The organism is Kitasatospora sp. NPDC096140 (assembly GCF_040303045.1).
In the GTDB taxonomy this organism is placed as follows: domain Bacteria; phylum Actinomycetota; class Actinomycetes; order Streptomycetales; family Streptomycetaceae; genus Kitasatospora.
This window is the reverse complement of sequence record NZ_JBEOUW010000037.1, coordinates 1-21,272: the sequence shown is the minus strand read 5'-3', so window position 1 is coordinate 21,272 and position 21,272 is coordinate 1. Positions and strand designations below refer to the sequence as shown.

17 protein-coding genes are annotated in these 21,272 nt (G+C 74.1%); 10 read left to right on the top strand and 7 right to left on the bottom strand.

The genetic code is table 11. The features are described from left to right. Positions 1-78: 78 nt before the first annotated feature. The 3 genes from ABT048_RS30805 to ABT048_RS30795 form a co-directional block, all read right to left on the bottom strand. Entirely contained in the window at positions 79-696 is a 618-nt protein-coding gene (locus ABT048_RS30805) for a TetR/AcrR family transcriptional regulator (RefSeq protein ID WP_350524830.1), read from the bottom strand. A 75-nt stretch (positions 697-771) separates the two neighbouring features. Then, positions 772-1,404 carry a histidine phosphatase family protein gene (locus tag ABT048_RS30800; RefSeq protein ID WP_350524829.1) on the bottom strand — a complete coding sequence of 211 codons (633 nt, stop codon included), beginning with the start codon at positions 1,402-1,404 and terminating at the stop codon, positions 772-774. Between the two features lie 163 nt (positions 1,405-1,567). Further along, on the bottom strand, positions 1,568-2,521 hold the full coding sequence (locus ABT048_RS30795) for an oxidoreductase (RefSeq protein WP_350524894.1): 954 nt from the start codon (positions 2,519-2,521) through the stop codon (positions 1,568-1,570). Between the two features lie 65 nt (positions 2,522-2,586). Between ABT048_RS30795 and ABT048_RS30790 the strand changes: the two genes are divergently transcribed. Beyond that, positions 2,587-3,582, top strand: coding sequence for an ArsR/SmtB family transcription factor (locus ABT048_RS30790; RefSeq protein ID WP_350524828.1), 996 nt, complete (start codon positions 2,587-2,589; stop codon positions 3,580-3,582). 87 nt (positions 3,583-3,669) lie between these two features. Continuing rightward, positions 3,670-4,560 carry a glycerophosphodiester phosphodiesterase gene (locus ABT048_RS30785; protein WP_350524827.1) on the top strand — a complete coding sequence of 297 codons (891 nt, stop codon included), beginning with the start codon at positions 3,670-3,672 and terminating at the stop codon, positions 4,558-4,560. 129 nt (positions 4,561-4,689) lie between these two features. On the opposite strand, the gene ABT048_RS30780 is transcribed toward ABT048_RS30785, so the two are convergent. Continuing rightward, the gene (locus ABT048_RS30780; protein ID WP_350524826.1) at positions 4,690-5,313 is read right to left on the bottom strand and encodes a dihydrofolate reductase family protein; all 624 of its coding nucleotides are present in this window, start codon (positions 5,311-5,313) and stop codon (positions 4,690-4,692) included. A gap of 120 nt (positions 5,314-5,433) precedes the next feature. Here ABT048_RS30780 and ABT048_RS30775 point away from each other — a divergent pair, with 120 nt between their 5' ends. Both ABT048_RS30775 and ABT048_RS30770 read left to right on the top strand, forming a co-directional pair. After that, positions 5,434-6,402, top strand: coding sequence for a D-2-hydroxyacid dehydrogenase family protein (locus ABT048_RS30775; RefSeq protein ID WP_350524825.1), 969 nt, complete (start codon positions 5,434-5,436; stop codon positions 6,400-6,402). 78 nt (positions 6,403-6,480) lie between these two features. Next, complete coding sequence (locus tag ABT048_RS30770; RefSeq protein ID WP_350524824.1) at positions 6,481-7,581, top strand: hypothetical protein; 1,101 nt, start codon at positions 6,481-6,483, stop codon at positions 7,579-7,581. 54 nt (positions 7,582-7,635) lie between these two features. On the opposite strand, the gene ABT048_RS30765 is transcribed toward ABT048_RS30770, so the two are convergent. Further along, a complete protein-coding gene (locus ABT048_RS30765) occupies positions 7,636-9,195 on the bottom strand; it encodes a M4 family metallopeptidase (protein WP_350524823.1) in 1,560 nt (519 codons plus the stop codon). 263 nt (positions 9,196-9,458) lie between these two features. On the opposite strand from ABT048_RS30765, the gene ABT048_RS30760 reads away from it, so the two are divergent. Next, on the top strand, positions 9,459-10,787 hold the full coding sequence (locus tag ABT048_RS30760) for a hypothetical protein (RefSeq protein WP_350524822.1): 1,329 nt from the start codon (positions 9,459-9,461) through the stop codon (positions 10,785-10,787). 91 nt (positions 10,788-10,878) lie between these two features. Here ABT048_RS30760 and ABT048_RS30755 read toward each other — a convergent pair whose 3' ends face one another. Beyond that, the gene (locus tag ABT048_RS30755) at positions 10,879-12,978 is read right to left on the bottom strand and encodes an amino acid adenylation domain-containing protein (protein ID WP_350524821.1); all 2,100 of its coding nucleotides are present in this window, start codon (positions 12,976-12,978) and stop codon (positions 10,879-10,881) included. Positions 12,979-13,156: 178 nt separating this feature from the next. On the opposite strand from ABT048_RS30755, the gene ABT048_RS30750 reads away from it, so the two are divergent. The 5 genes from ABT048_RS30750 (at position 13,157) to ABT048_RS30730 (ending at position 18,478) form a co-directional block, all read left to right on the top strand. Next, on the top strand, positions 13,157-13,972 hold the full coding sequence (locus ABT048_RS30750; protein WP_350524820.1) for an ABC transporter ATP-binding protein: 816 nt from the start codon (positions 13,157-13,159) through the stop codon (positions 13,970-13,972). A gap of 128 nt (positions 13,973-14,100) precedes the next feature. Continuing rightward, complete coding sequence (gene efeO / locus ABT048_RS30745; RefSeq protein WP_350524819.1) at positions 14,101-15,249, top strand: iron uptake system protein EfeO; 1,149 nt, start codon at positions 14,101-14,103, stop codon at positions 15,247-15,249. Between the two features lie 208 nt (positions 15,250-15,457). Continuing rightward, the gene (gene efeB / locus ABT048_RS30740) at positions 15,458-16,780 is read left to right on the top strand and encodes an iron uptake transporter deferrochelatase/peroxidase subunit (protein WP_350524818.1); all 1,323 of its coding nucleotides are present in this window, start codon (positions 15,458-15,460) and stop codon (positions 16,778-16,780) included. A 49-nt stretch (positions 16,781-16,829) separates the two neighbouring features. Next, complete coding sequence (gene efeU, locus ABT048_RS30735; protein ID WP_350524817.1) at positions 16,830-17,675, top strand: iron uptake transporter permease EfeU; 846 nt, start codon at positions 16,830-16,832, stop codon at positions 17,673-17,675. A gap of 143 nt (positions 17,676-17,818) precedes the next feature. Then, entirely contained in the window at positions 17,819-18,478 is a 660-nt protein-coding gene (locus tag ABT048_RS30730) for a DUF4232 domain-containing protein (RefSeq protein ID WP_350524816.1), read from the top strand. A 64-nt stretch (positions 18,479-18,542) separates the two neighbouring features. Here ABT048_RS30730 and ABT048_RS30725 read toward each other — a convergent pair whose 3' ends face one another. Further along, positions 18,543-21,107 (bottom strand): ABC transporter permease, encoded by a 2,565-nt coding sequence (locus ABT048_RS30725; protein WP_350524815.1) that lies wholly within the window; start codon positions 21,105-21,107, stop codon positions 18,543-18,545. Positions 21,108-21,272 lie beyond the last annotated feature (165 nt).

Here is a 21,272-nt window from a genome sequence, read left to right as displayed (position 1 = left end):
TCACTCACTCCGGCTCGCGTTCTCTTTTTTTGGGGGGGGGGGGGGGGGGCCCCGCCCCCCCGCCGCCCCACCTCCGGCTTACGCGTCGCGGTGGCCGGCCCCGCCGCGCCCGCTGTTCCCGGCGGGCCTGCCGAGCAGCTGTCGGACGGCGTACCGGGCGTGGTCCAGTGGTTCGCGGCTGCGCCGGACGGAGGCGAGCAGGACGGCGCCCTCCAGCAGGGCGAGCACCTGGCCCGCGGCGGTCTCGGCCTCGGCCGCGCCGAAGCCCTCGGCCTCCAGCCGGCCGGCGAGCACCTGCTGCCAGCTCCCGTACACCTCGGCGCAGACGGTCCGCAGCGGCTCGTTGGTGCCCGCCGTCTCCAGGGCGACGGTCGCGATCGGGCAGCCGCTGGTGTAGTCGGACTCCGCCAGGCGTCCGGCGAAGGCCTCGACCAGCCGTTCCGCGAGGGCGGCGGTGTCGGCGCCCTCGGCGGCGAGCGCGGCGAGCAGAGCCTCGACCTCCTGGCCGGCCTCGGTGAGCGCGGCCGCCACCAACTGGTCCTTGCCGCCGGGGAAGTGGAAGTAGAGCGAGCCGCGCGGCGCGCCGGTGGCGGCCACGATCCGGTTCAGGCCCGTCCCGAAGTAGCCCTGCGCTTCGATCAGTTCCCTGGTGCCGGCGATCAGCCGGGCCCGGGTCTCCTCGCCCTTGACTCCCATGCGGCGATAGTAGACCGGTCTGCATATTCTGTCGACGCCGGGTTGACGGAACGTCAGTGGCGCTTCCCGGCCACGTCAGCAGCGAACCGCCGGCGGGTACCCGGTCCAGCGCAGCTCCTCGGGCAGGTGGCTCTGGTCGTTCAGCAGCAGGACGGCGGGCGGCCGGCCGGGCGCGTAACGCAGCACGGTCAAGCCCGCGTTGGCGGCGTTGACGCCGAGCCAGCGCCAGTCCGGGGCGTCCAGGGCGTGCCGAACCAGCCAGCCGACCAGGAAGGCGTGGGTGACGACCAGCTCGTGCCGGTCCTCGCCGCCTGCCACCGGCCCGGTGAACCGCTCGACCGCCCGCTGCGCCAGCACCGCCCCGCTCCTGGCCTCCTCCGCCGTGGTGCCCGCGAGGAAGTCCAGGAGGAACTCCGCGCTGTCCTCGGGCAGTTCGGACCGCTCCGGCAGGTGGGGGACGAAGTCCCCGGCCTCCTCGCACACCACCGGCGCCACGCCGTCCCGTTGCAGCCGCTCGGCGACCAGCCGCGCGGTCTGGGTGGCCCGGGGCAGTGGCCCGTGGTGCAGCGCCGTGATCGGCCGGCCCGCGAGCCGGCGGCCCAGCAGCTCGGCCTGCCGGCGCCCGGCGTCGGTGAGGCCGCTGTCGTCCGCGTGCGAGGCTTCGCCGTGACGGGCCAGGTAGAGGTAGCGGGTGGCGAGGTCGGTCATGCTTCGGAACTCCTCGACGGTCGGCGGATCGTGTCGTCCCGAAGCGACGCGCGACGCGCCCCACCGGTTCCGCCCCGAGGATTCCGCCCCGAGCCGGAGGGCCCCGCCGGGCGTGCGCCGCGGGCCCGCGGCGCACGCGGGTCCGTGCTCAGCGGCTCGGTGCTCAGCCGGTGGCGGCCTCCGCGGTGTGGGCCCCGTCCAGCAGGGCCAGCTCCTCGTCCGACAACCGCAGCGCGCCCGCCGCGATGTTGTCCTCCAGGTGCGCCACGTCGCCCGTGCCCGGGATGGCCAGGACGTGCGGGCCGCGGTGCAGGGTCCAGGCCAGGCGGACCTGCGCGGTGCTCACCCCGCGCGCCTCGGCCACCGCCCGCACCTGGGCCGGCTCGGTCTCGCCGGCGCCGTGCTGCCGTCCGGCGCCGGCGATCGCGTAGAAGGGGACGAAGGCGACGCCCTGCTCGCCGCAGAGCCGCAGCATCTCGTCCTGCCGGGACCACCCGCCGATGCCGTACGGGTTCTGCACGCACACCACGGGCGCGATGGTCTGCGCCTCGGCGAGCTGGTGCGGGTGGACGTTGGACAGGCCGAGGTGGCGGATCAGCCCGGCCTGCCGCAACTCGGCCAGCGCGCCGAAGCGTTCGGCCACCGAGTCGGTGCCGACGATCCGCAGGTTGACCACGTCGAGGTGGTCGCGGCCGAGCTGGCGCAGGTTCTGCTCGACCTGGGCGCGCAGCCGCTCGGGGGTGCGGGCGTGCTCCGCCCACGAGCCGTCGGGGTTGCGGCCCGAGCCGACCTTGGTGGCGATCACCAGGCCGTCCCGGTACGGGGCGAGCGCCCGGTTGATCAGCTCGTTCGCGGAGCGCAGCGGGGAGAAGTAGAAGTCGGCGGTGTCGATGTGGTCGACCCCGAGCTCGACCGCGCGGCGCAGCACCCGCAGGGCCTGGTCGCGGTCGCGCGGCACGGCGTGCGGGACGAGTGCGGGGCCGGTCTGCGGCAGGCGCATCGCGCCGAAGCCGATGCGGTGGACGACGAGGTCGCCGAGGGTCCAGGTGCCGGAGGCGGCGGTGGTCACGGGGGCGGTGGGGGTGGTCGGGAGGGTCTCCGTAGTCATGTCCGTCATGATCGCCACGGCGCTATCCTGACCGCCAACGATTCGAACATGCCTGAATCCACGGGGGTGGGGGCTTGGCGGCCGAGCTGCTGTTCACGGCGGGCGACCTGGCGCGGATGCGCTTCGCGGTCTCGCCGATGTGGGAGGTCGGCCCGAGCCTGCGGCTGCTCGGCTCGGGGCTCGCCCACGCCGTCCACCGCCCGTGGGTGGAGCAGGTGCGGCCCCGGCTGGCGGCGCTCGGCCCGGCGTACGCGCTGCTCGCCGAGCTGGTCCCGCCCGCCGGGTACGTGCCGGACTTCATCAACCCGGTGCCCGCCGGCCCCGCCCCGACGCTGGCGCAGGAGCTGGCGGCGATCCGGGCCACCCCGGCCGAGCAGGTCCGCCGCGACCTCGACCGGCTGCGGGACGACCGGGGCGGCCGGCTCGGGCCCCGGCTGCGCGCGCTGCACGGCGACCCGGCGGGCGGGCTGGGCCGGCTCACCGAGGCGGTCGAGGCGTACTGGGAGCTGGCGCTCGCCCCGTACTGGGTGCGGATCCGCGCCGTCCTGGACGCGGACGTGCTGCACCGCGCCCGGCAGGCCGCCGAGCACGGCGCGGCGCGGGTGCTGAACGACCTGCACGCCGAACTCCGGTGGACGGAGGACACCCTGCGGCTGCGCCACCGCACCCGCCCGCTGCCGGGCCGGACGGCCGGGGCGGGCCTGCTGCTGATCCCGTCCGCCTTCACCGGCCCGTCCCTCTACACCCGCCTCGCCCCGCCGGACCCGCTGCAGCTCGCCTACCCGGCGCGCGGCACCGGCACGCTGTGGGCGCCCGCCGCGGCGGCCGGCACCGGGGCGCTGGCCGCCGTCCTCGGCCGCTCCCGCACCCGGCTGCTGACGGAGCTGGCGGCCCCGGCGTCCACGACCGAGCTCGCGCGGCGCACCGGGCTCTCGCCGTCGGCGGTGTCGCAGTACCTGACGGCCCTGCGGGACGCCCGGCTGGTGAGCGCCCACCGGGCCGGGCGGTCGGTGCTGTACGCGCGGACCGCGTCGGCGGAGGCCTTGCTGGCGCCGCTGGCGCAGGGCTGATGATCGGTTCCTCCGCCTACCGTAATGTCATCCCACTTCCCGGATGTCGGCGGCCGGATCCGCCCCGACGCCCGTAGCGTGCGGGGCATGACACCCATGCGGCAGCACCAGCACCCCCGCCGTCGCCGGACCGGCCCCGTGGTCGCGCTGCTCGGGGCCGCCCTCGGCGCCGTGGCGCTCACCGGGGCACCCCTGCCGCCGTCCGCCCCGGTGGCCGACACCCCGCTGCGCCCGGGCGGCGCGCCGCCGACCGTGTACGCGCACCGCGGCGCCTCCTCCGCAGCCCCCGAGAACACCCTGGTCTCCGACGAGGTGGCCCGCCGGGCCGGCGCCGAGTGGATCGAGGACGACGTCCAGCCCAGCCGGGACGGCGTCCCGTACGTGCTGCACGACGACACCGTGGACCGCACCACCGACGGCACCGGCCGCATCCGCGACCTGACCGCCGCACAGCTGGACGCCCTGGACGCCGGCTCCTGGTTCGCCCCGTCGTACGCCGGCACCCGGCTGCCGACGCTGGCCGCCCAACTGGAGGACCTGCGCACCCGCGGCGGCAGGCTGCTGCTGGAGATCAAGGGGCCGCACACCCGGGAGGAGGTCGCCCGGATCGTGCGGGAGGTGCGCGACCACGGCATGACCGACCGGGTCCTCGTCCAGAGCTTCGAGGTGGACGCGCTGCGCCTCACCCGCGAACTGGCCCCCGAGCTGCCGCTCGCCCTGCTCCGCTCCACCCTGGACGCCGACCCGGTCGCCACCGCCCGCGACCTCCGGCTGGCCGCCTACAACCCCTCGGACGACGCGCTCTCCGCGCGCCCCGGCGTGGTCCGGGAACTGCACGCCGCCGGGGTCGCCGTCAACGTCTGGACGGTCGACCGGCCCGACCGCTGGAAGGCCCTCACGGCCGCCGGGGTGGACGGCATCATCACCAACCGCCCGGCGGAGCTGGCCGGTTGGAGGTCCGGCGCCGCCGCCGGCTAGGCCACCCGGCGTGGCGGAGGGCACCGCGAGAGCGGGCGCCGGAGCAGGCGCGGGAGACGGCGCGGGGAGCGGGCACCGGTTCCGTCCGTGAGGCCACCGGCTCCTGAGGCCGTCGGCCCCTGAGGCCGCCTACGACCGGCTGAAGCCCCCGAACGCGGCCGGCTCGGCCGGGCGGTAGCTGAGCAGCGCCGCGCCCGACGCGGTGATCCGGGAGGCGGTGAGCGCGAAGGCGGTCGGCGGCCCGCCCTCCGGGAACAGCCGGATGCCCGCGCCGAGCGCCACCGGGGCGACCACCAGGTGGTACTCGTCGATCAGGCCGTGGCCCATCAGCGTGCGCGCCAGGGCACCGCTGCCGTGGATCTGCAGTTCGCCGTCACCGTCGAGGCGCTCCTTGAGCCGGGCGACCTCGGCCGGGACGTCCCCGCCGAGCAGCGTGGTGTTCGCCCAGCGGGGATCGGTGAGGGTGTGGGTGGCGACGTACTTGGGCAGGCCGTTCAGCTTGGCGGCCACCCCGTCGGCCGGATCGGTCACCCCGGGCCAGTAGGAGGCGTAGATCTCGTACGTCCGCCGCCCGAGCAGGAAGGCCTGCGGGCGTTCGAACACCTCGTCGACGAACCGGTCCGTGTCGGCGTCCAGGAAGGGCGCCAGCCACCCGCCGTGCGGGAACCCCCCGGCGCGGTCCTCCTCGGGGCTGCCGGGGGCCTGCATCACGCCGTCGAGGGTGACGAAGGTGGTGAGGGTGAGTCTGGCCATCGCGGGTCTCCTCGGTTCCGGTGCCGGTGAATCCCCCTCCGCGGGCCAATCTGACAGACCGGCGGGCCGCAGCCGGACCCGGCGCGCCGGGTGGGCGGGGCGCTCTGCCAGAGTGCGGGTATGACGATTGCGACCCTTCGCTGCGCCGTCCTGGACGACTTCCAGGGCGTCGCCACCAGCTTCGCCGACTGGTCCCCGGTCACCGACCGGGTGGCGGTGACGGCCTTCAAGATGCACTTCCGCACGGAGAAGGAACTGGCCGACGCACTGGCGGACTTCGACATCGTGGTCACCCTGCGCGAGCGGGTGCCCTTCCCGGCCTCGCTGTTCGCCCGGCTGCCGAAGCTCAGGCTGCTGGTCGCCACCGGCATGCGGAACTCGGTGATCGACCTCGCGGCCGCCGAGGCGCACGGCGTGACGGTCTGCGGCACGGCCAGCTCCGGCACCCCGCCGGTCGAGCTGACCTGGGCGCTGCTGCTCGGACTCGCCCGCGGCATCGTGGCGGAGAACACCGCGCTGCGCGAGTGCGGCCCCTGGCAGAGCACCGTCGGCGCCGACCTGCACGGGCGGGTGCTCGGCGTGCTCGGCCTCGGTCGGATCGGCAGCGCGGTCGCCCGGGTCGGGCTCGCCTTCGGCATGGACGTCGTCGCCTGGAGCCGGAACCTGACCGACGAGCGGGCCGCCGATGCGGGCGTGCGCCGGGCGGCGACCAAGGAGGAACTGCTGAGCGGCAGCGACTTCGTCACGGTCCACCTCGCGTCGAACGAGGGCACCCGGGGGCTCGTCGGCGCGGCCGAACTCGCTCTGATGAAGCCCGGGGCCTACCTGGTCAACACCTCCCGGGCGGCCGTCGTCGACCAGGACGCGCTGCTCGCCGCACTCACCGGGGGCACGATCGCGGGCGCCGCGGTGGACGTCTTCGACACCGAGCCGCTGCCCGCCGACCACCCGATGCGCAGCGCGCCCCGGCTGCTGGCCACCCCGCACCTGGGGTACGTCTCGCAGGACAACTACCGGCGCTACTACCGCGAGGCGGTGGAGGACATCGCGGCCTTCCTGGCGGGCGAACCGATCCGCCGGCTGGGCTGACGCCTCTGACGCCTCTGACACCTCTGACGCCTCCGCAGCCTCCGCCGCCCGCAACGCCCCGGGCCGCATACTGACCGCATGGGTGACGGCACGGCGGACCGCACGGGCTACGGCACGACGGGTGACGGCACGACGGTGGGCGGCGGTGTTCCGGCCACCGGCCGGCGCGGGGTGCTGCGGGCGGGCGCGGCGGCACTGGTCCTGGGCGCGGTGGCGGGCTGTACGAGCGGGAGCAAGCCGTCGGCGACGGGGCCGGGGCCGGGCACGCCGACGCCCGGGACAGCGACCGGAACACCGCCCGGTGCGGGGACGCCCACGGCCACACCGGCGCCGACCGCCGTCGCCACCCCGCTGCCGCAGCCGCCGCTGTGGCAGCCCGGCCCGTCCGAGATCCAGCCCGACGTCAAGCGCCGCGCCGTCGAACTGGTCGCCGCGCTGGGCGCCTGGCCGCCCGGCGGGCAGGGCGTGGAGGCGGCCCGGGCCCGGGTGGCGGCGCTCGGGCTGCCGCCCGCGCTGGCCGACCAGGCGGGCCCGCTGGCGCCACCGGCGGTCGAGGCGAGCCTGGAGGTGATCGTCGCCCAGTACGGCGGGATCCTGGCCGACTCGGCGAGCGTGCTGGTGGTGTGCCGGCAGTGGACCCGGGGGGCGGACGGCTCGGTGGCCGAGGGCGGCACCACCGTGGACGTCCGGCTGAGCCGGGCCGCGCCGCGCTGGACCGTCACCGACCTGCACCCGGGCGTCGCGGGCCCGGCCGCCGCCGCACCGCCCCCGGCGGTCGCCCGGGTGCTGGCCGAGCCGCGGATCGAGCTGCCGCCCGAGGCGGCCGCCGATCTGCGCAGCGGCACCGTCCACGCCAGCGTGCCGGAGGCGATGCTGCGGCTGGCCGGCCCGTACACGCTGTCGGTGAGCGTGGTGCGGACCGGCCACCCGCTGGACGTCTTCGGGACGACCCGGCCCAGCGACCATCCGCCGGGCCGGGCCTTCGACGTCTGGCGGATCGACGGCATGGCCGTGGTGGATCCGGCGACGCCCCGGCAGCTGATCGAGTCCTTCATGCGGGACGCGGCCGCCGCCGGTTCGTACAACGTGGGCGGCCCGGTGGCGATCGCGGGGGCCGGGAACCGGTTCTTCACCGACGACACCCACCACGACCACTGCCACATCGGGTTCGACCACTAGACCTCGTACAGACCTCGTACAGACCTCGTACAGACCCCGTACGGACCTCGGACGTCAGTTGACGTTGACGCCGCTCCAGGCCGCCGCCACCGCGTTGTACTCGGTGCTGCCGGCGCCGTAGAGGTCCTTGGCCGCGTTCAGCGAGGCGGCGCGGGCACCCTTGTAGTTGGTGGTGGAGGTCATGTAGACGGTCAGCGCGCGGTACCAGATCTTGGCGACCTTCTGGTTGCCGATGCCGGTCACCGCGGAGCCGTTGCAGGTGGGGCTGTTGTAGGCGAAGCCGTTGATGGTCTTGCTGCCGCTGCCCTCGCTGGCCAGGTAGAAGAAGTGGTTGCCGACGCCCGAGGAGTAGTGCACGTTCAGCTTGCCGACCGAGCTGCTCCAGCAGTCGGCCGAGGAGCCGTCCAGCGAGGGCTTGTCGAAGCGGCGCAGCCACGGCGGGGTGGACTGGTCGCTGAACAGGTAGTCGGGGGTGTCGACCTTGTTGTTGGCGTACCACTCCACCATCGTGCCGAAGATGTCGCTGGTGGACTCGTTGAGGCCGCCGGACTCGCCGCTGTAGCGCAGGTTGGCGGTGGCGCTGGTGACGCCGTGGGTCATCTCGTGGCCCATGGTGTCGAGGTCGACCTGCTCCGGGTCGTGGGAGCCGTCGCCGTCGCCGGTCATCATGCAGAAGCAGGCGTCGGACCACTGGGCGTTGTCCCAGTTGGTGCCGACGTGGACGAAGACGGTGGCGCCCTTGCCGTCGTTCTTGATGCCGTTCCGGCCGAAGGTGTTCTTGTAGTAGTCGTACGTCCAGGCGGTGTTGGCGTGGGCGTCGACGGCCGCGGTGGAGCGGTCGGTGGAGAACTTCTTCCCGTCGCCCCAGACGTTGGAGGCGCTGGTGAAGGCGGTGCCGGAGGAGGCCTTGACCGAGCCGGACGAGAGGTTGTGCGCGTCCTTGGTGACGTGGCCGCGGACCGGGTCGGTCAGGGTGTAGCCCCCGCTGACCGGGGTGGTGTCGATGGTGATCGTGCCGGTGTACTCGGAGTTGCCGGTGCCGGAGGCCTGGTGCTCGGCGTCGTAGGACTCGATCTGCTCACCGGTGGTGGCGTCGGTGACGACGACCTTGCCGGCCGGCTCGCCGTGCTCGCCGCTGCCCTCGACGGTGGTGCGCCAGGCGAGGCGGGGCGTGCCGTCGGCGGCCCAGACGACGAGCTCGGGGGTGCTGACGGCGTCCCGGACGCCCGGGGCGGCGGAGAGCGCGTTCGCTGCGCCGGACTGCGCGGGCACCTTGGGGGTGGTCGACTTCACGGCGGCGTCGTGGGCGGCCGCGCGGGTGGTGTCCTTCAACTTGCCCTTGGCGTCCTGGTGGACGACCAGGTCGCCGCCGACCACCGGCACGCCCTGGAAGGTGCGGTCGAAGCGCACGTGCGAGGTGCCGTCGGCGTCGAGCACGACGTCCTTGAGCACGAGGTCCTGGCCGGCGCCGAAGCCGAACACCGCCGCGTTGTGGGCGACGTTGGCGCGGGCCTGGGATATCGCGGCCTCGCGCGGGTTGGGCGCGGCGGAGGCCGTGGCGGCGGGGACGGTCGCGCCGGCGAGGGCGGCGACGACCGCGACGGCTCCGGCCACGCGGGCACGGCGGAATGAGGACGTGGGGGTCACTCGGAACTCCAGTGGGGGTTAGCTGCAGGGATAGGAGCTGGTCAGAGATTGACGGCGATCAGTCAGATGCAGCTAGAGGGAAGGTCATAACTTTGCCAAGTTGTGTCCTTGGACAGTCAAAAATGATCAGAAGTTAACAAGCGCTCTACGGGGCCGTCGTGACGATCGACTACACCCGGCGCTGTGAAACCCGCGCGCCCGGCCCGGGGCAGGCCCTACGCTCTCGGTCCATGGACGGATGGGTGGGGGCCTGGACCGGCGGTCGGGCCGCGGTGCACCTGGGCGACGTCGCGGACTTCAACGCGCAGTTCTTCGCCCCCGGCATGGACGCGGCGCAGCGCCTGCGCCGGCTGCGGCAGGCGCACCACTACGCCTGCCTGGCCGTCGGCTACAGCCCCGAGCCGGCCGTGCTGGTGCTGCCCGCCGAGGTCGCCCCGGAGTGGACCGACTGGCTGGCCCGGGAGTTGGCCTGGGGGCCGGTCGAGGTGTACAGCGGCGTGGCACCGGACGACACGGTGGCCGAAGCACTCGCCGCCCGCCCCGCGCTGACCGCGCGGATCGCCGACTCCGGCCACCCGGTGGTGCGGTGGGGGCGGACGCCCGCCCAGGGGGAGGGGCCCGAGCTGGCGGCCGTCCGCCGCTACGAGTCCAAGGCCGCCGCGCACGACCTGTTCTCCGCGCTCGCCCCCGGGCACCCGGACATCCGCCTGCCGCGCCAGGAGCGCCCCGACGGCCGGCGCCGGGCCGCCCGCCGGCTCACCGCCCGCGCCGCCCGGGGGCTGACCACCGTCCTGAAGAGCCCGCACGGCGTGGGCGGCTACGGCACCGTCGTGGTCGAGCCCGCCGAGCTGTTCGCCGCGGGCGGCGGCCGGGCCCTGCTGCGCCGCCTGGTCCGCACCGAGGTCCTGCCGGCCGACGGCGCGCTGCTGCTGGAGGAGCACGTCTCCCCGGGCCCGGCCGCCCGGCTGCGCGACCTCACGTACGACGCCGTCGTCGGCCCGGACGGCACCGTCCACCCCGTCGGCGCGGGCGCCATGGACGTGGCCGGCACCCGCTACCAGGGCGTCACTGTCGGCCCCGGCGCGGTGCCGCAGGGCGCCGCCGCGACCGCCCGCCGCTTCACCCTGGCCGTGGGCGAGCGGCTGGCCGCCGACGGCTACCGCGGCTGGTACGACGTCGACTTCGTCACCGACCGCGAGCGCCGGCTCGCCCCCACCGAGATCAACCTGCGGCTCACCGGCCCGGCCGTCGCCTTCGTGCTGGCCGCCCGGCTCGACGCGGTCCGCGGACCGGGCCACCTGGTGCGCACCCTGGACGGCATGCCGCTCGGCGCCCGGCTCGCCCCGGCGGCGCTGCACGACCACCTGCAGCGGCTGCGGCCGCGTTGCGCCCGGCTCGGTGTCACCCTGCTGCCGCTGATCCCGACGGCCTGCCACGAGCCGGAGCCCGCCGTCGGCCTCGCCCTCGCCGGGCCGGACGTCGAGGCGCTGGACGCGGCCGAGGCACTGGTCGCCGCCGCCAACCACGGGCTGGCCGGGATGTTCGAGGCGCTCAGGTGAACCACCGTCACCCGCGGCCCGCCGACACCACCTCTCCCACTCGTCACCCGCGTCCGGCCGGCACCCCCGTTCCGTCACCCGCGGCCCGCCGTCACCCCTTCCCGACCGGCGGACGCCAGACCACGAACCGCACCAGCACCAGCGCCGCGAGCATCAGCGGGATGTTGAACGCGAACACCAGCGCCGTCTCCCGCGGCCAGTCGGTGGCCCTGGTGATCCGGTACAGGTTGTCCTGCGGCCACCAGTTGACGAGCAGCCAGGTGATCGCCAGATGGGCCAGCACCGACAGCCGCTCCGGCCTGCCCAGCCGCCGGACGGCGTCCAGGCCGATGCAGAAGTAGACGAACCCGGCGCCGAAGGCCAGGTTCTCGCAGAGGTAGAGCAGCCGGAAGAAGTCGCTGTAGGGGGCGGGGACTCCGGTGAGGTCGGTCGAGCCGGGGAAGAGGATGTCGGTCGTCACCCACGCGCCCCCCGCGAACACCAGCACGCAGAGGACCGCCGCGCAGCCGTTCGTGAAGGCCGAGTCACCGCCGGAGCCGCCCCCGGCCTTGCCGCCGCCCTTCCGGGAGCCGGCCTTCCCCGAACGCGCCGCCGGGCGCGGGGCGGTGTGCTCCGGCGGGGCGGGCAGTGGCAGGGCCGCGCGGTCCAGCTTGCCCGCCCGGGTGCGCGGCAGCTCGGACACCGGGACGACCGCCGCGGGCGCCTCCCCGGCCGGCAGCTCCGCCGCCAGGTGCTGCGAGAGCGACCAGCCGTCCGCGCCCTCGCCCCCCGGCTCCGCCACCGCGTAGCCGACCAGCCGGCGCTGCCCCGGCCGCAGGTCCACCTCCACCACGGCGGCCTCCCGCACCGCGGGGTGCGAGCGCAGCACTCCCTCGGCCCGGGCCGCCGCCACCACCCGGGAGACCACCGAGCTCTTCCGGGCCTGCGGGACCGGCCCGAGCGCGTTGGCGGCCCGGCCGACGAACTCCAGCACGCCGTCCGGCCGCAGCCGCCCGACGTCCCCGGTCAGCAGCAACCGCCCGTCCGGGTCGAAGTCCGCCCGGACGAAGCGGCGCCCGGTCTCCTCGGGCCGGTCGAGGTAGCCGCGGGTCAGACCGCTGCCGCCGATCGCTATCTCCCCGGCCGTCCCGGGCTCGGCGGGGGTGCCGTCCGGGCCGAGCACGTACACCCGGGTGCCGGGGAAGGGGCGGCCCACCAGCGAGACCCGCTCGGCGCCGTCGGCGGCGGCCGTGCCCCGCACGTCGAAGTAGGTGCTGTCCACGGTGGCCTCGGCCAGGCCGTACACGTTCAGCACCCGGGCCCGCTCGCCGAGCAGCCGCTGCAGGCCCAACTGCTCGTCCAGGTACCACTTCTCGGCGCCCACGGTGAGCAGCCGCACCCCGGGCAGGCCCTCGCCGGTCTCCGCCAGCAGGGCCGTCAGCCGGCGCGCGGTGCGGACGTTCAGCTCCAGGACGGTGATCCGCTCGGCAGTCACCAGGGCGGGCAGCGCGCCGAGGTCGACGGTGCGGTCCAGGGTGAGGTTGAACGGCGTGACCACCAGGGTGGCGCCGGTGCCCAGCGCCCGGACCCAGTCGGCGGTGAAGACGTCGAACTCCAGGCTCGCCGTCTGCAGGATCCGGTCCTCGGCGGCCAGCCCGTACACCTCGCGCCAACCCTCGTACGCCGCGAGCAGGTTGCGGTGCTCGACCAGCGCGCCGACGGGCAGGCCGGTGGAGCCGGAGGTGTAGAAGACACAGGCCGCGTCCTGCGGCGCGACCTCGGGCGGCTCGAACGGCGCCACCGCGGGCGCGGCCGTGTCGACGCAGACCGGCGCCGCCCCGCTCGCGTCCGCGAGCCGCACCCGGTGCACCTCCTCGGTCACCACCACGTCCGGCGACGCGTCGGCCAGCACGTGCCGCAGCAGCGCGTCCGGCGCGCTCGGCTCCAGCGGCACGTACGCCGCGCCCGTCTTCAGCACCGCCAGCACCGCCACGTACACCTCGGTGCCCCGGCCGAGCGCCACCGCCGCCCGGCCGCCCGGGGCCAGGCCGTGCTCCGCCAGCACGGCGGCCAGGCGCTGCGCCCGCCCGTCCAGCTCGCCGTACGTCAGCTCGCGCTCACCGCAGCGCACGGCCACCGCCGCCGGCGCCCGGCGCGCCTGCTGCTCGACCAGCTCGTGCAGGGTCCGGGCCCGTTCCGTGTCCACGCTCATCCCGCCTCCCCCTCGTCCCCTCGGAGGCACGATCCTCCTCCCAACTCCCTTCGGGCAACAGGGTTGTGGCGAGTCCACCCTGCGGACGGCCACGCCCGCCCCGGGCCGACGGTTGTACTCTGCACGCGGACGGACGGCACCGGGCCCGTCCGGCGCCGCGATCGGAGACACCCACCCCATGAGCCAGCCCTTCGACGGCCCGCTGCTGCGCACCCGGGACGTGGACGTCGTGCGCGACGGCCGGTACCTGCTGCGCGGGATCAGCCTGGAGATCCAGCCGGGCGAGCACTGGGCGCTGCTCGGCCCCAACGGGGCGGGCAAGTCCACCCTGCTCGCCCTGCTCGGCGCCGTCTCCCACCCCACCCACGGCGAGGTCGACGTGCTCGGCCGCCGGCTCGGCCGGGTCGATATCCGCGAGCTGCGCGCCCACCTCGGGCACGTCAACCCGCGCCACCCGCTGCGCTCGCCGCTGACCGTCCGGGAGGTGGTGCTCACCGGGCACACCAACACCATCGAACCGGAGCTGCACCGCAAGCCGGCCCCGGAGGTGCTGGAGCGGGCCGACCGGCTGATCGAGACGCTCGGCATGAGCGCGATGGCCGGCGCGCCGTGGACCACCCTCTCCCAGGGCGAGCGCGGCCGGGCCCTGATCGCCCGCGCCCTGATGCCCAGCCCCCGCCTGCTGCTGCTCGACGAACCCGCCACCGGGCTGGACCTCACCGCCCGCGAGCTGCTGCTGGACAGCCTGGACCTGCTGCGCCACCAGCACCCGGACCTGGCGAGCGTCCTGGTGACCCACCACCTGGAGGAACTGCCGGAGAGCACCACCCACGCCCTGCTGCTGCGCGGCGGCGAGTGCGTCGCGACCGGGCCGGTGGACGAGGTGTTGACCACCGCTCTGATCAGCGAGACCTTCGGCCACCCGATCCGGATCGGCCGCCACGAGGGCCGCTGGAGCGCGCGGGCCGCCGCCCGCCGGACACCGGGAAGGTAACGGTTCAGGGGGTGGGTGTAGACGCTGGGACATCCATACGTAAGGTATGCCTTAGCTAACGACGGGGCTCGCCCCGCCGACCCCCGCAATGCCGTGGCACCCCCATGCCCTTTTCCGTTGGAGCACCCATGTCCGCCCGTCGCCGTTCCACCGCAGCAGTGCTGCTCACCCTCGCCGTGGCGACCGCTACCCTGGCCGGCTGCTCGTCCAAGAAGGACGACAAGGCGAGCTCCTCCGACGCCGTCAAGGTGAACGCCACCGACAGTGCGTGCGAGGTCTCCAAGACCACCTTCCCGGCCGGCCACGTGGTGCTGGACATCAGCAACAAGGGTTCCAAGACCACCGAGGTCTACGTCTACGGCGACGGTGACAAGATCATCACCGAGCGCGAGAACATCGGCCCCGGGACCAAGGCCAGCATCAACGCCGAGATCAAGGCCGGCTCGTACGAGGTCGCCTGCAAGCCCGGCATGGTCGGCGACGGCATTCGCCAGAAGATCACCGTCACCGGCGAGGGCGGCAGCGCCGCGTCCGCCGACCCGCGCCTGGCCGCGGCCGTCGACTCCTACCGTAAGTACGCCCAGGAGCAGGCCGACGCGACCGTCCCGGCCGTCCAGGCCTTCGCCGACGCGATCAAGGCCGGCGACCTGGAGAAGGCCAAGTCGCTGTACGCGGCCTCGCGCACCGGCTGGGAGCGCACCGAGCCGGTCGCCGAGAGCTTCGGCGACGTCGACCCCAAGACCGACACCCGTGAGGACAAGGTCGAGGCCGGCCAGCAGTGGACCGGCTGGCACAAGCTGGAGAAGTCGCTCTGGGCGGACGCCAGGATCGGCGACGACGAGAAGAAGCTCGCCGACCAGCTGGTCAACGACCTCAAGGACTGGCAGGCGAAGATCCCCGCGGCCGAGATCACCGCGACCAGCATGGCCAACGGCGCCAAGGAGCTGCTGGACGAGGTCGCCACCAACAAGATCACCGGTGAGGAGGACCGCTACAGCCACACCGACCTGGCCGACTTCCAGGCCAACGTCGAGGGTGCGCAGAAGGCCTACGAGCTGCTGAAGCCGGTCGCCTCCGAGAAGGACCCGGAGCTGGCCAAGACGCTGGACTCCGAGTTCGCCGCCATCAACGCCCTGCTCGCCAAGTACAAGCAGGCCGACGGCACCTTCACCTCCTACGACAAGGTCGCCGAGGCCGAGCGCAAGACCTTCTCCGACGCGGTCAACTCGCTGGGCGAGCCGCTGTCGAAGCTGGCCGCCGCCGTGGTCGTCAAGTAACCGACCCCGCGGTTCCCGCACCACCCACCCCATGACGCCGTGGCGGCCCCGACCGGCCGCCACGGCATCCGTGAGCCGGCCCACCGGCCCGGCCCGCGGATCGGCGCAGGTCAGCGCCATGCGCAGGGTCAGCACCACGCACAGGGTCAGCACCCCGAGCAGTTCAGTACCCCCGAGCAGTTCAGTACCGAGAAGGGCCCGCCCGCCGATGGACGCCGAGAACCAGCAGCAGACCGGAACGCCGGCCGCCACCGATGCCACCGCCACCGACGCCACCGCGACCAAGGGCGCGGTCAGCCGGCGCGCCGTCATCGGCTGGGCCGGCGCGGGCGTCGCGCTCGGTGCCGCCGCCGTCGGCTCGGTCGCCGCCGCCACCAAGCAGGACGACGCCGCCCCGGCGGCCGCCGCGGCCCCGGCCGGCGCCGAGGTGCCGTTCTACGGCGACCACCAGTCCGGCATCGCCACCCCCGTCCAGGACCGCCTGCACTTCGCCGCCTTCGACGTGTCCGAGAAGGCCACCCGCGAGTCGCTGGTCAAGCTGCTCAAGGACTGGACCAAGGCGGCCGCCGCGATGACCGGCGGCCGCGAGGTCGGCACCGGCGCCGCCACCGGCCTGCCCGAGGCCCCGCCGGACGACACCGGCGAGGCCCTCGGCCTGCCCGCCTCCCGGCTCACCCTCACCATCGGCTTCGGCCCGAGCCTGTTCGACAAGGACGGCGTGGACCGCTTCGGCCTGCAGGCCAAGCGCCCCGAGGCCCTGATCGACCTGCCGGGCTTCAAGGGCGACAAGCTCGACCCGAACCGCAGCGGCGGCGACCTCTGCATCCAGGCCTGCGCCGACGACCCGCAGGTCGCCGTGCACGCGATCCGCAACCTGGCCCGCATCGGCATGGGCACCGTCAGCATCCGCTGGTCCCAGCTCGGCTTCGGCAAGACCTCCTCCACCACCCCGGACGCGCAGACCCCGCGCAACCTGATGGGCTTCAAGGACGGTACCCACAACATCGCGGGCACCGACACGGCGAAGCTCGCCGACCACGTCTGGGCCGCCCCCGGCGACGGCCCCGAGTGGATGACCGGCGGCTCGTACCTGGTCGCCCGGCGCATCCGGATGCACATCGAGACCTGGGACCGCACCTCGCTCAAGGAGCAGGAGGACGTCTTCGGCCGCACCAAGGGCGAGGGCGCCCCGTACGGCAAGGCCAAGGAGCACGACGCGCCCGACCTCAAGGCGATGCCCGCGGACTCGCACGTCGCGCTCGCCCACCCGGACGCCAACAACGGCCTGATGATCCTGCGCCGCGGCTTCTCCTTCACCGACGGCACCGACGGCCTCGGCCGCCTGGACGCCGGCCTGTTCTTCCTCGCCTACCAGCGCGACACCCGCAAGGCCTTCGTGCCGCTGCAGAACCGCCTGGCGTCGAGCGACAAGCTCAACGAGTACATCCAGCACGTCGGCTCCGCCCACTTCGCCTGCCCGGCGGGCGTGCGCAAGCCGGGGGAGTGGTGGGGCCAGGCCCTGTTCGGCTGACCCGCCGCCACCCCCCGTACGTACCACCTCACCCCCCCCAGGAGCCCGCGTGTTCGGCAACTACCTGATCGGCCTGCGCGAAGGTCTCGAAGCCAGCCTGGTCGTCTGCATCCTGATCGCCTACCTGGTCAAGACCGAGCGCAAGGACAAGCTGCCGCCGGTCTGGCTCGGCGTCGGCGCGGCCGTGGTGCTCTCGATGGCGTTCGGCGCGGTGCTGCAGTTCGGTTCCTCGCAGCTCACCTTCGAGGCCCAGGAGGCGCTCGGCGGTTCGCTGTCGGTCATCTCGGTCGGCCTGGTGACCTGGATGGTGTTCTGGATGCGGCGCACCGCCCGGCACCTGAAGGCCGAGCTGCACGGCAAGCTGGACGCCGCGCTCGCGATGGGCACCACGGCCCTGGTGGTCACCTCCTTCCTGGCCGTCGGCCGCGAGGGCCTGGAGACCGCGCTGTTCATCTGGTCGGCCGTGCAGGCCACCGGTGACGGCTGGAACCCGCTGATCGGCGCCGCGCTCGGCCTGCTCACCTCGGTGGTGCTCGGCTGGCTGTTCTACCGCGGCGCGCTGAAGATCAACCTGGCCAAGTTCTTCACCTGGACCGGCGCCATGCTGGTCGTCGTCGCGGCCGGCGTCCTCGCGTACGGCGTGCACGACCTGCAGGAGGCCGGCTGGCTGCCCGGCCTGCACAGCCTGGCCTTCGACATCTCCAGCACCATCCCGAAGGACAGCTGGTACGGCACCCTGCTGAAGGGCGTGTTCAACTTCCAGCCCGACCCGACGGTGCTGCAGCTGGTCGTCTGGGTGCTCTACCTCACCCCGACCCTGGCCGTCTTCTTCAACCTCCTAGGCGGCGACAAGGGCAAGCCCGCCCGGCCCGTCACCGCCACCCCGGCCGCCTGACCCCGCAGTCCGGCCCCGACCGCCCCGCCCGGCACCCGCCGGGCGGGGCGGTTTCGTCATGAGTGCGTCACAGCCGGAACCGCACCGGTCCCGGGCGTCGTGGTCGGGGGCGGAAACACCGACCGTTCACCCGTGGGGGGACCATGACCGTTCGCAGGCCTGCCAGGATCGCCGCCGCCGGGCTGACGGCGCTCGCCGCAGCCGTGCTGCTGACCGCGTGCAACGACGACGCCGGGGCGGGCGCGCAGCCGGCGCCGACGGTGACCGTCACCGGGGTGGCGTCCGCGCAGCCGACGAGCGGCGGCAAGGCGACCGTCCCCGGGGCGACGCCGACCGGGCCGATGGTGACGCAGTCGGCCGGCGCGCGCTGCACGGCCGACGAGCTCACCGCCACCGTCCAGCTCCAGGACGCCGGTTCGGCCATGGTGATGGTCACCAACAAGGGCGGCCGCAGCTGCACCCTGTTCGGCTACCCGGGCTACGGCGGTCTGCGGGCCGACAACAGCGCGGACACCCTGGCCGTCAAGCGGGAGCCGCACCCCGGGCCGCCCACGGCGATCACCCTGAAGCCGAAGACGACCGCCTTCTCCGGCCTCAAGTGGAGCTCCTGCGACAAGGCCGACCCGACCTGCCACGTGATCGCCGGCCTGCAGCTCACCCCGCCGGACGAGACCAGGCAGCTGACCGCCGAGGTGCTCGGCCTCGACGGCAAGCCGGTCCTGCAACTGCTCGTCTCCGCCCAGGGCCTGACCACCGGCAGCCTGCAACCCTCCAACCAGGGCGTGGTGTTCGCCGGGCCGTGACACGACGGAGCCCCCGGGGCGGTCCGAACGGACCACCCCGGGGGCTCCTGGCGTACCGCCCCGGCTACTCGCTCTTGATGGCGCCCAGGATGTCCAGCTTCGCCGCCTTGAAGGCGGGCCACAGGGCGGCCAGCAGACCGATCACGGCGGCCGCGAGCAGGAAGCCGGCGACCTGGACCGGCGGCACCACGGTGGTGATGCCCTTGACGTCGTCCGCCAGCGTGCGGACACCGGCCCACGCCACCAGGACGCCCAGGCCGATCCCGACCAGTCCGCCGAACAGCGCGATCAGCAGGGACTCCAGGCGGACCATCCGCCGGATGCCGAGCCGGTCCAGGCCGATCGCCCGCAGCATGCCGATCTCCCGGCGGCGCTCGAACACCGACATCGCCATGGTGTTGACGACACCGAGCACCGCGATGACCACGGACATGCCGAGCAGCCCGTACATCATGTTCAGGATCCCGTTGAGCATCTGGCGGTTCTCCGCCTTGATGTCCTTCTCGCCCTTGACGGCGATCAGCGGGTTGCCGCCGGTGGCGTCGCGCACCGCCTGCTTCAGCTCCCCGGTCGGGCCGTTCGCGCCCTTGACCAGGACCTTGTCCAGCCCGGAGCCGGGCAGGGCGTGCGGGCCGACGACGGCGTCGGGGGCGACGATCCCGGCCAGCACCGAGTTGTGCTCGATGACGGCGCCGACGGTCAGCGAACCCTTGCTGCCGTCCGGGTAGGTGACGGCGAGGGCCTCGCCGACCCGGTAGCGGCTCTGGCCGGAGCTGCCCGCGCTCACCATCAGCTTGCCCTCCTTGAGGGCGTCCGCGGAGCCGTCCTTGACCTTCACGGTGACCAGCCGGTCGATGGTGGTGGCGTCGACCGCCGTCACCCAGTCGCTGTCCGAGCCGTCCGCGCCGGTCTCCACCGGAATGGTGCGCACCACGCTCGTCGCGGTGACGCCGGGAGCCTTGGCGATCTGGGTGGAGACCTCGGGGGAGAGCATGGAGAAGTTCTCCATGGTGACCGCGTAGTCGGCCTTGAGGTCGGTCGCGGCCGCGTCGTCCACGGCCTTGTTCACCGAGGCACCGATCACCGTCAGCGAGGTGATCAGGGTGACGCCGATGGTGAGCGCCGAGGCCGTGGCGGCGGTGCGGCGCGGGTTGCGGATGGCGTTCTCCTTGGCCAGCTTGCCCGGAGTGCCGTACAGGGCGCGCAGCAGCGGCGCGAAAAGGTTGATCAGCGGCCGCGACAGCAGCGGGGTCAGGACGAACACGCCGATCAGCAGCGCGCCCGCGCCGAGGCCGACCGTCTTGACCTCCTTGCCGGCCACGCCCGCCGCCAGCGCACCCGCGCCGGCCAGGGCGAAGAGCAGGCCGATCGTGTTGCGGATCACCAGGCTCTTCTGGGTGGCGGGCTGCTCGGCCGAGCTCATCGCCGCCACCGGGGCGATCCGGGAGGCACGGCGGGCGGGCAGCCAGGCGGCCAGCACCGTCACCAGCACGCCGACCGCGATCGCGGCGACGACCGTGCTCGGGGCGATGATCAGCGGGCCGTCCGGCAGGTTGGCGTCCATCGGGCCGTTGAGGAACGACTTGAGGCCGACGGCGATCCCGATGCCGGCCAGCAGGCCGGCCACCGACGCCGTGAGGCCCACCAGGAACGCCTCGATCAGCACCGAGCGGGTGATCTGGCGCCGGGTCGCGCCGACGGCGCGCAGCAGGGCCAGTTCCTTGGTGCGCTGGGCGACCAGCATGGTGAAGGTGTTGGCGATGATGAAGATGCCGACGAACAGGGCGATGCCCGCGAAGGCCATCAGGAAGGTGCTCAGGAACTTGGTGCCCTGCTTGATCATCCGGTCCTGCTCGGCGGCGAGCTCGCGGCCGGTCCGGGCCTCGATGTTGTCGCCCTGCGGGACGGCCTGCTTGACGGCGCCGAGCAGCGCGTCGTCGTCGGTGCCCGGCTTGGCCTTGACGTCCAGCTCGCCGAAGCGGCCCGGGCTCAGGTAGAGCTGCTGGGCGGTGGCGGTGTCGAAGGCGGCGAGCGAGCCGCCGGCCGACACCCGCGGGTCGTTGGTGCGCAGGGTGCCGGTGAGCTTGAGCTCCATGACCGGGCCGTTGACGGCGACCCGGACGGTGTCGCCGACCTTGTAGCCGCCCTTGTCGGCGGTCTTGGCGTCCAGGGCGATCTCGGTGGCGTTCTTCGGGCCGCGGCCCTCGACCAGCGGGTAGCGCGGGTCGGTGCCGTCGGTGCCCGGCACGTAGTTGGTGCCGGTGGTGGAGAAGCCGTTGCCGATCAGCGCGCCCTTCTTGTCGGCGATGCCGGCGAAGCCGCTCACCACGCCGCGCGCGTCGGCGACGCCCGGCAGCGCGGCGACCTTGGCACGGGACTCCTCGGTGAGGGTCGGGCCGGTGGTGACCCGGGCGCCGTGGTCGTAACCGCGGAAGCCGGCCTCGTGGTCGCTGACCGTGACGGCGATGTCGGTGTAGCTCTTGGAGTTCTGGGTCCTGAGCGCCTCGCCGAGGGTGTCGGAGAAGACCAGCGTGCCGGCGACGAAGGCGGTGCCGAGCATGACGGCCAGCGTCGTCATCAGAAGTCGGCCCTTGTGGGCCAGCACATTGCGCAATGCGGTGCGGAACATGAGGGGTTGTCAGTCCTGGGGTGCTCGTGGGGACGGGTGGCTTCGGGACCTCGGGCGGCTCGCGGCCGGTGGGCCGTGAGGGGGTGTGCTCTAGCTGGTGCGGCCCTTGGCGTCGAAGCGGCGCATGCGGTCCAGGACGGTGTCGGCGGTGGGGTGGTGGAGTTC

Coding starts and splice junctions, on each gene's coding strand:
- ABT048_RS30730 (WP_350524816.1), top strand. CDS start 17,819: ATGACCGTTCGCAGGCCTGCCAGGATCGCCGCCGCCGGGCTGACGGCG.
- ABT048_RS30795 (WP_350524894.1), bottom strand. CDS start 2,521: ATGACGGACATGACTACGGAGACCCTCCCGACCACCCCCACCGCCCCC.
- ABT048_RS30760 (WP_350524822.1), top strand. CDS start 9,459: ATGGACGGATGGGTGGGGGCCTGGACCGGCGGTCGGGCCGCGGTGCAC.
- ABT048_RS30800 (WP_350524829.1), bottom strand. CDS start 1,404: ATGACCGACCTCGCCACCCGCTACCTCTACCTGGCCCGTCACGGCGAA.
- ABT048_RS30775 (WP_350524825.1), top strand. CDS start 5,434: ATGACGATTGCGACCCTTCGCTGCGCCGTCCTGGACGACTTCCAGGGC.
- ABT048_RS30725 (WP_350524815.1), bottom strand. CDS start 21,107: ATGTTCCGCACCGCATTGCGCAATGTGCTGGCCCACAAGGGCCGACTT.
- ABT048_RS30785 (WP_350524827.1), top strand. CDS start 3,670: ATGACACCCATGCGGCAGCACCAGCACCCCCGCCGTCGCCGGACCGGC.
- efeB (WP_350524818.1), top strand. CDS start 15,458: ATGGACGCCGAGAACCAGCAGCAGACCGGAACGCCGGCCGCCACCGAT.
- ABT048_RS30755 (WP_350524821.1), bottom strand. CDS start 12,978: ATGAGCGTGGACACGGAACGGGCCCGGACCCTGCACGAGCTGGTCGAG.
- efeO (WP_350524819.1), top strand. CDS start 14,101: ATGTCCGCCCGTCGCCGTTCCACCGCAGCAGTGCTGCTCACCCTCGCC.
- ABT048_RS30805 (WP_350524830.1), bottom strand. CDS start 696: ATGGGAGTCAAGGGCGAGGAGACCCGGGCCCGGCTGATCGCCGGCACC.
- ABT048_RS30770 (WP_350524824.1), top strand. CDS start 6,481: ATGGGTGACGGCACGGCGGACCGCACGGGCTACGGCACGACGGGTGAC.
- ABT048_RS30750 (WP_350524820.1), top strand. CDS start 13,157: ATGAGCCAGCCCTTCGACGGCCCGCTGCTGCGCACCCGGGACGTGGAC.
- ABT048_RS30780 (WP_350524826.1), bottom strand. CDS start 5,313: ATGGCCAGACTCACCCTCACCACCTTCGTCACCCTCGACGGCGTGATG.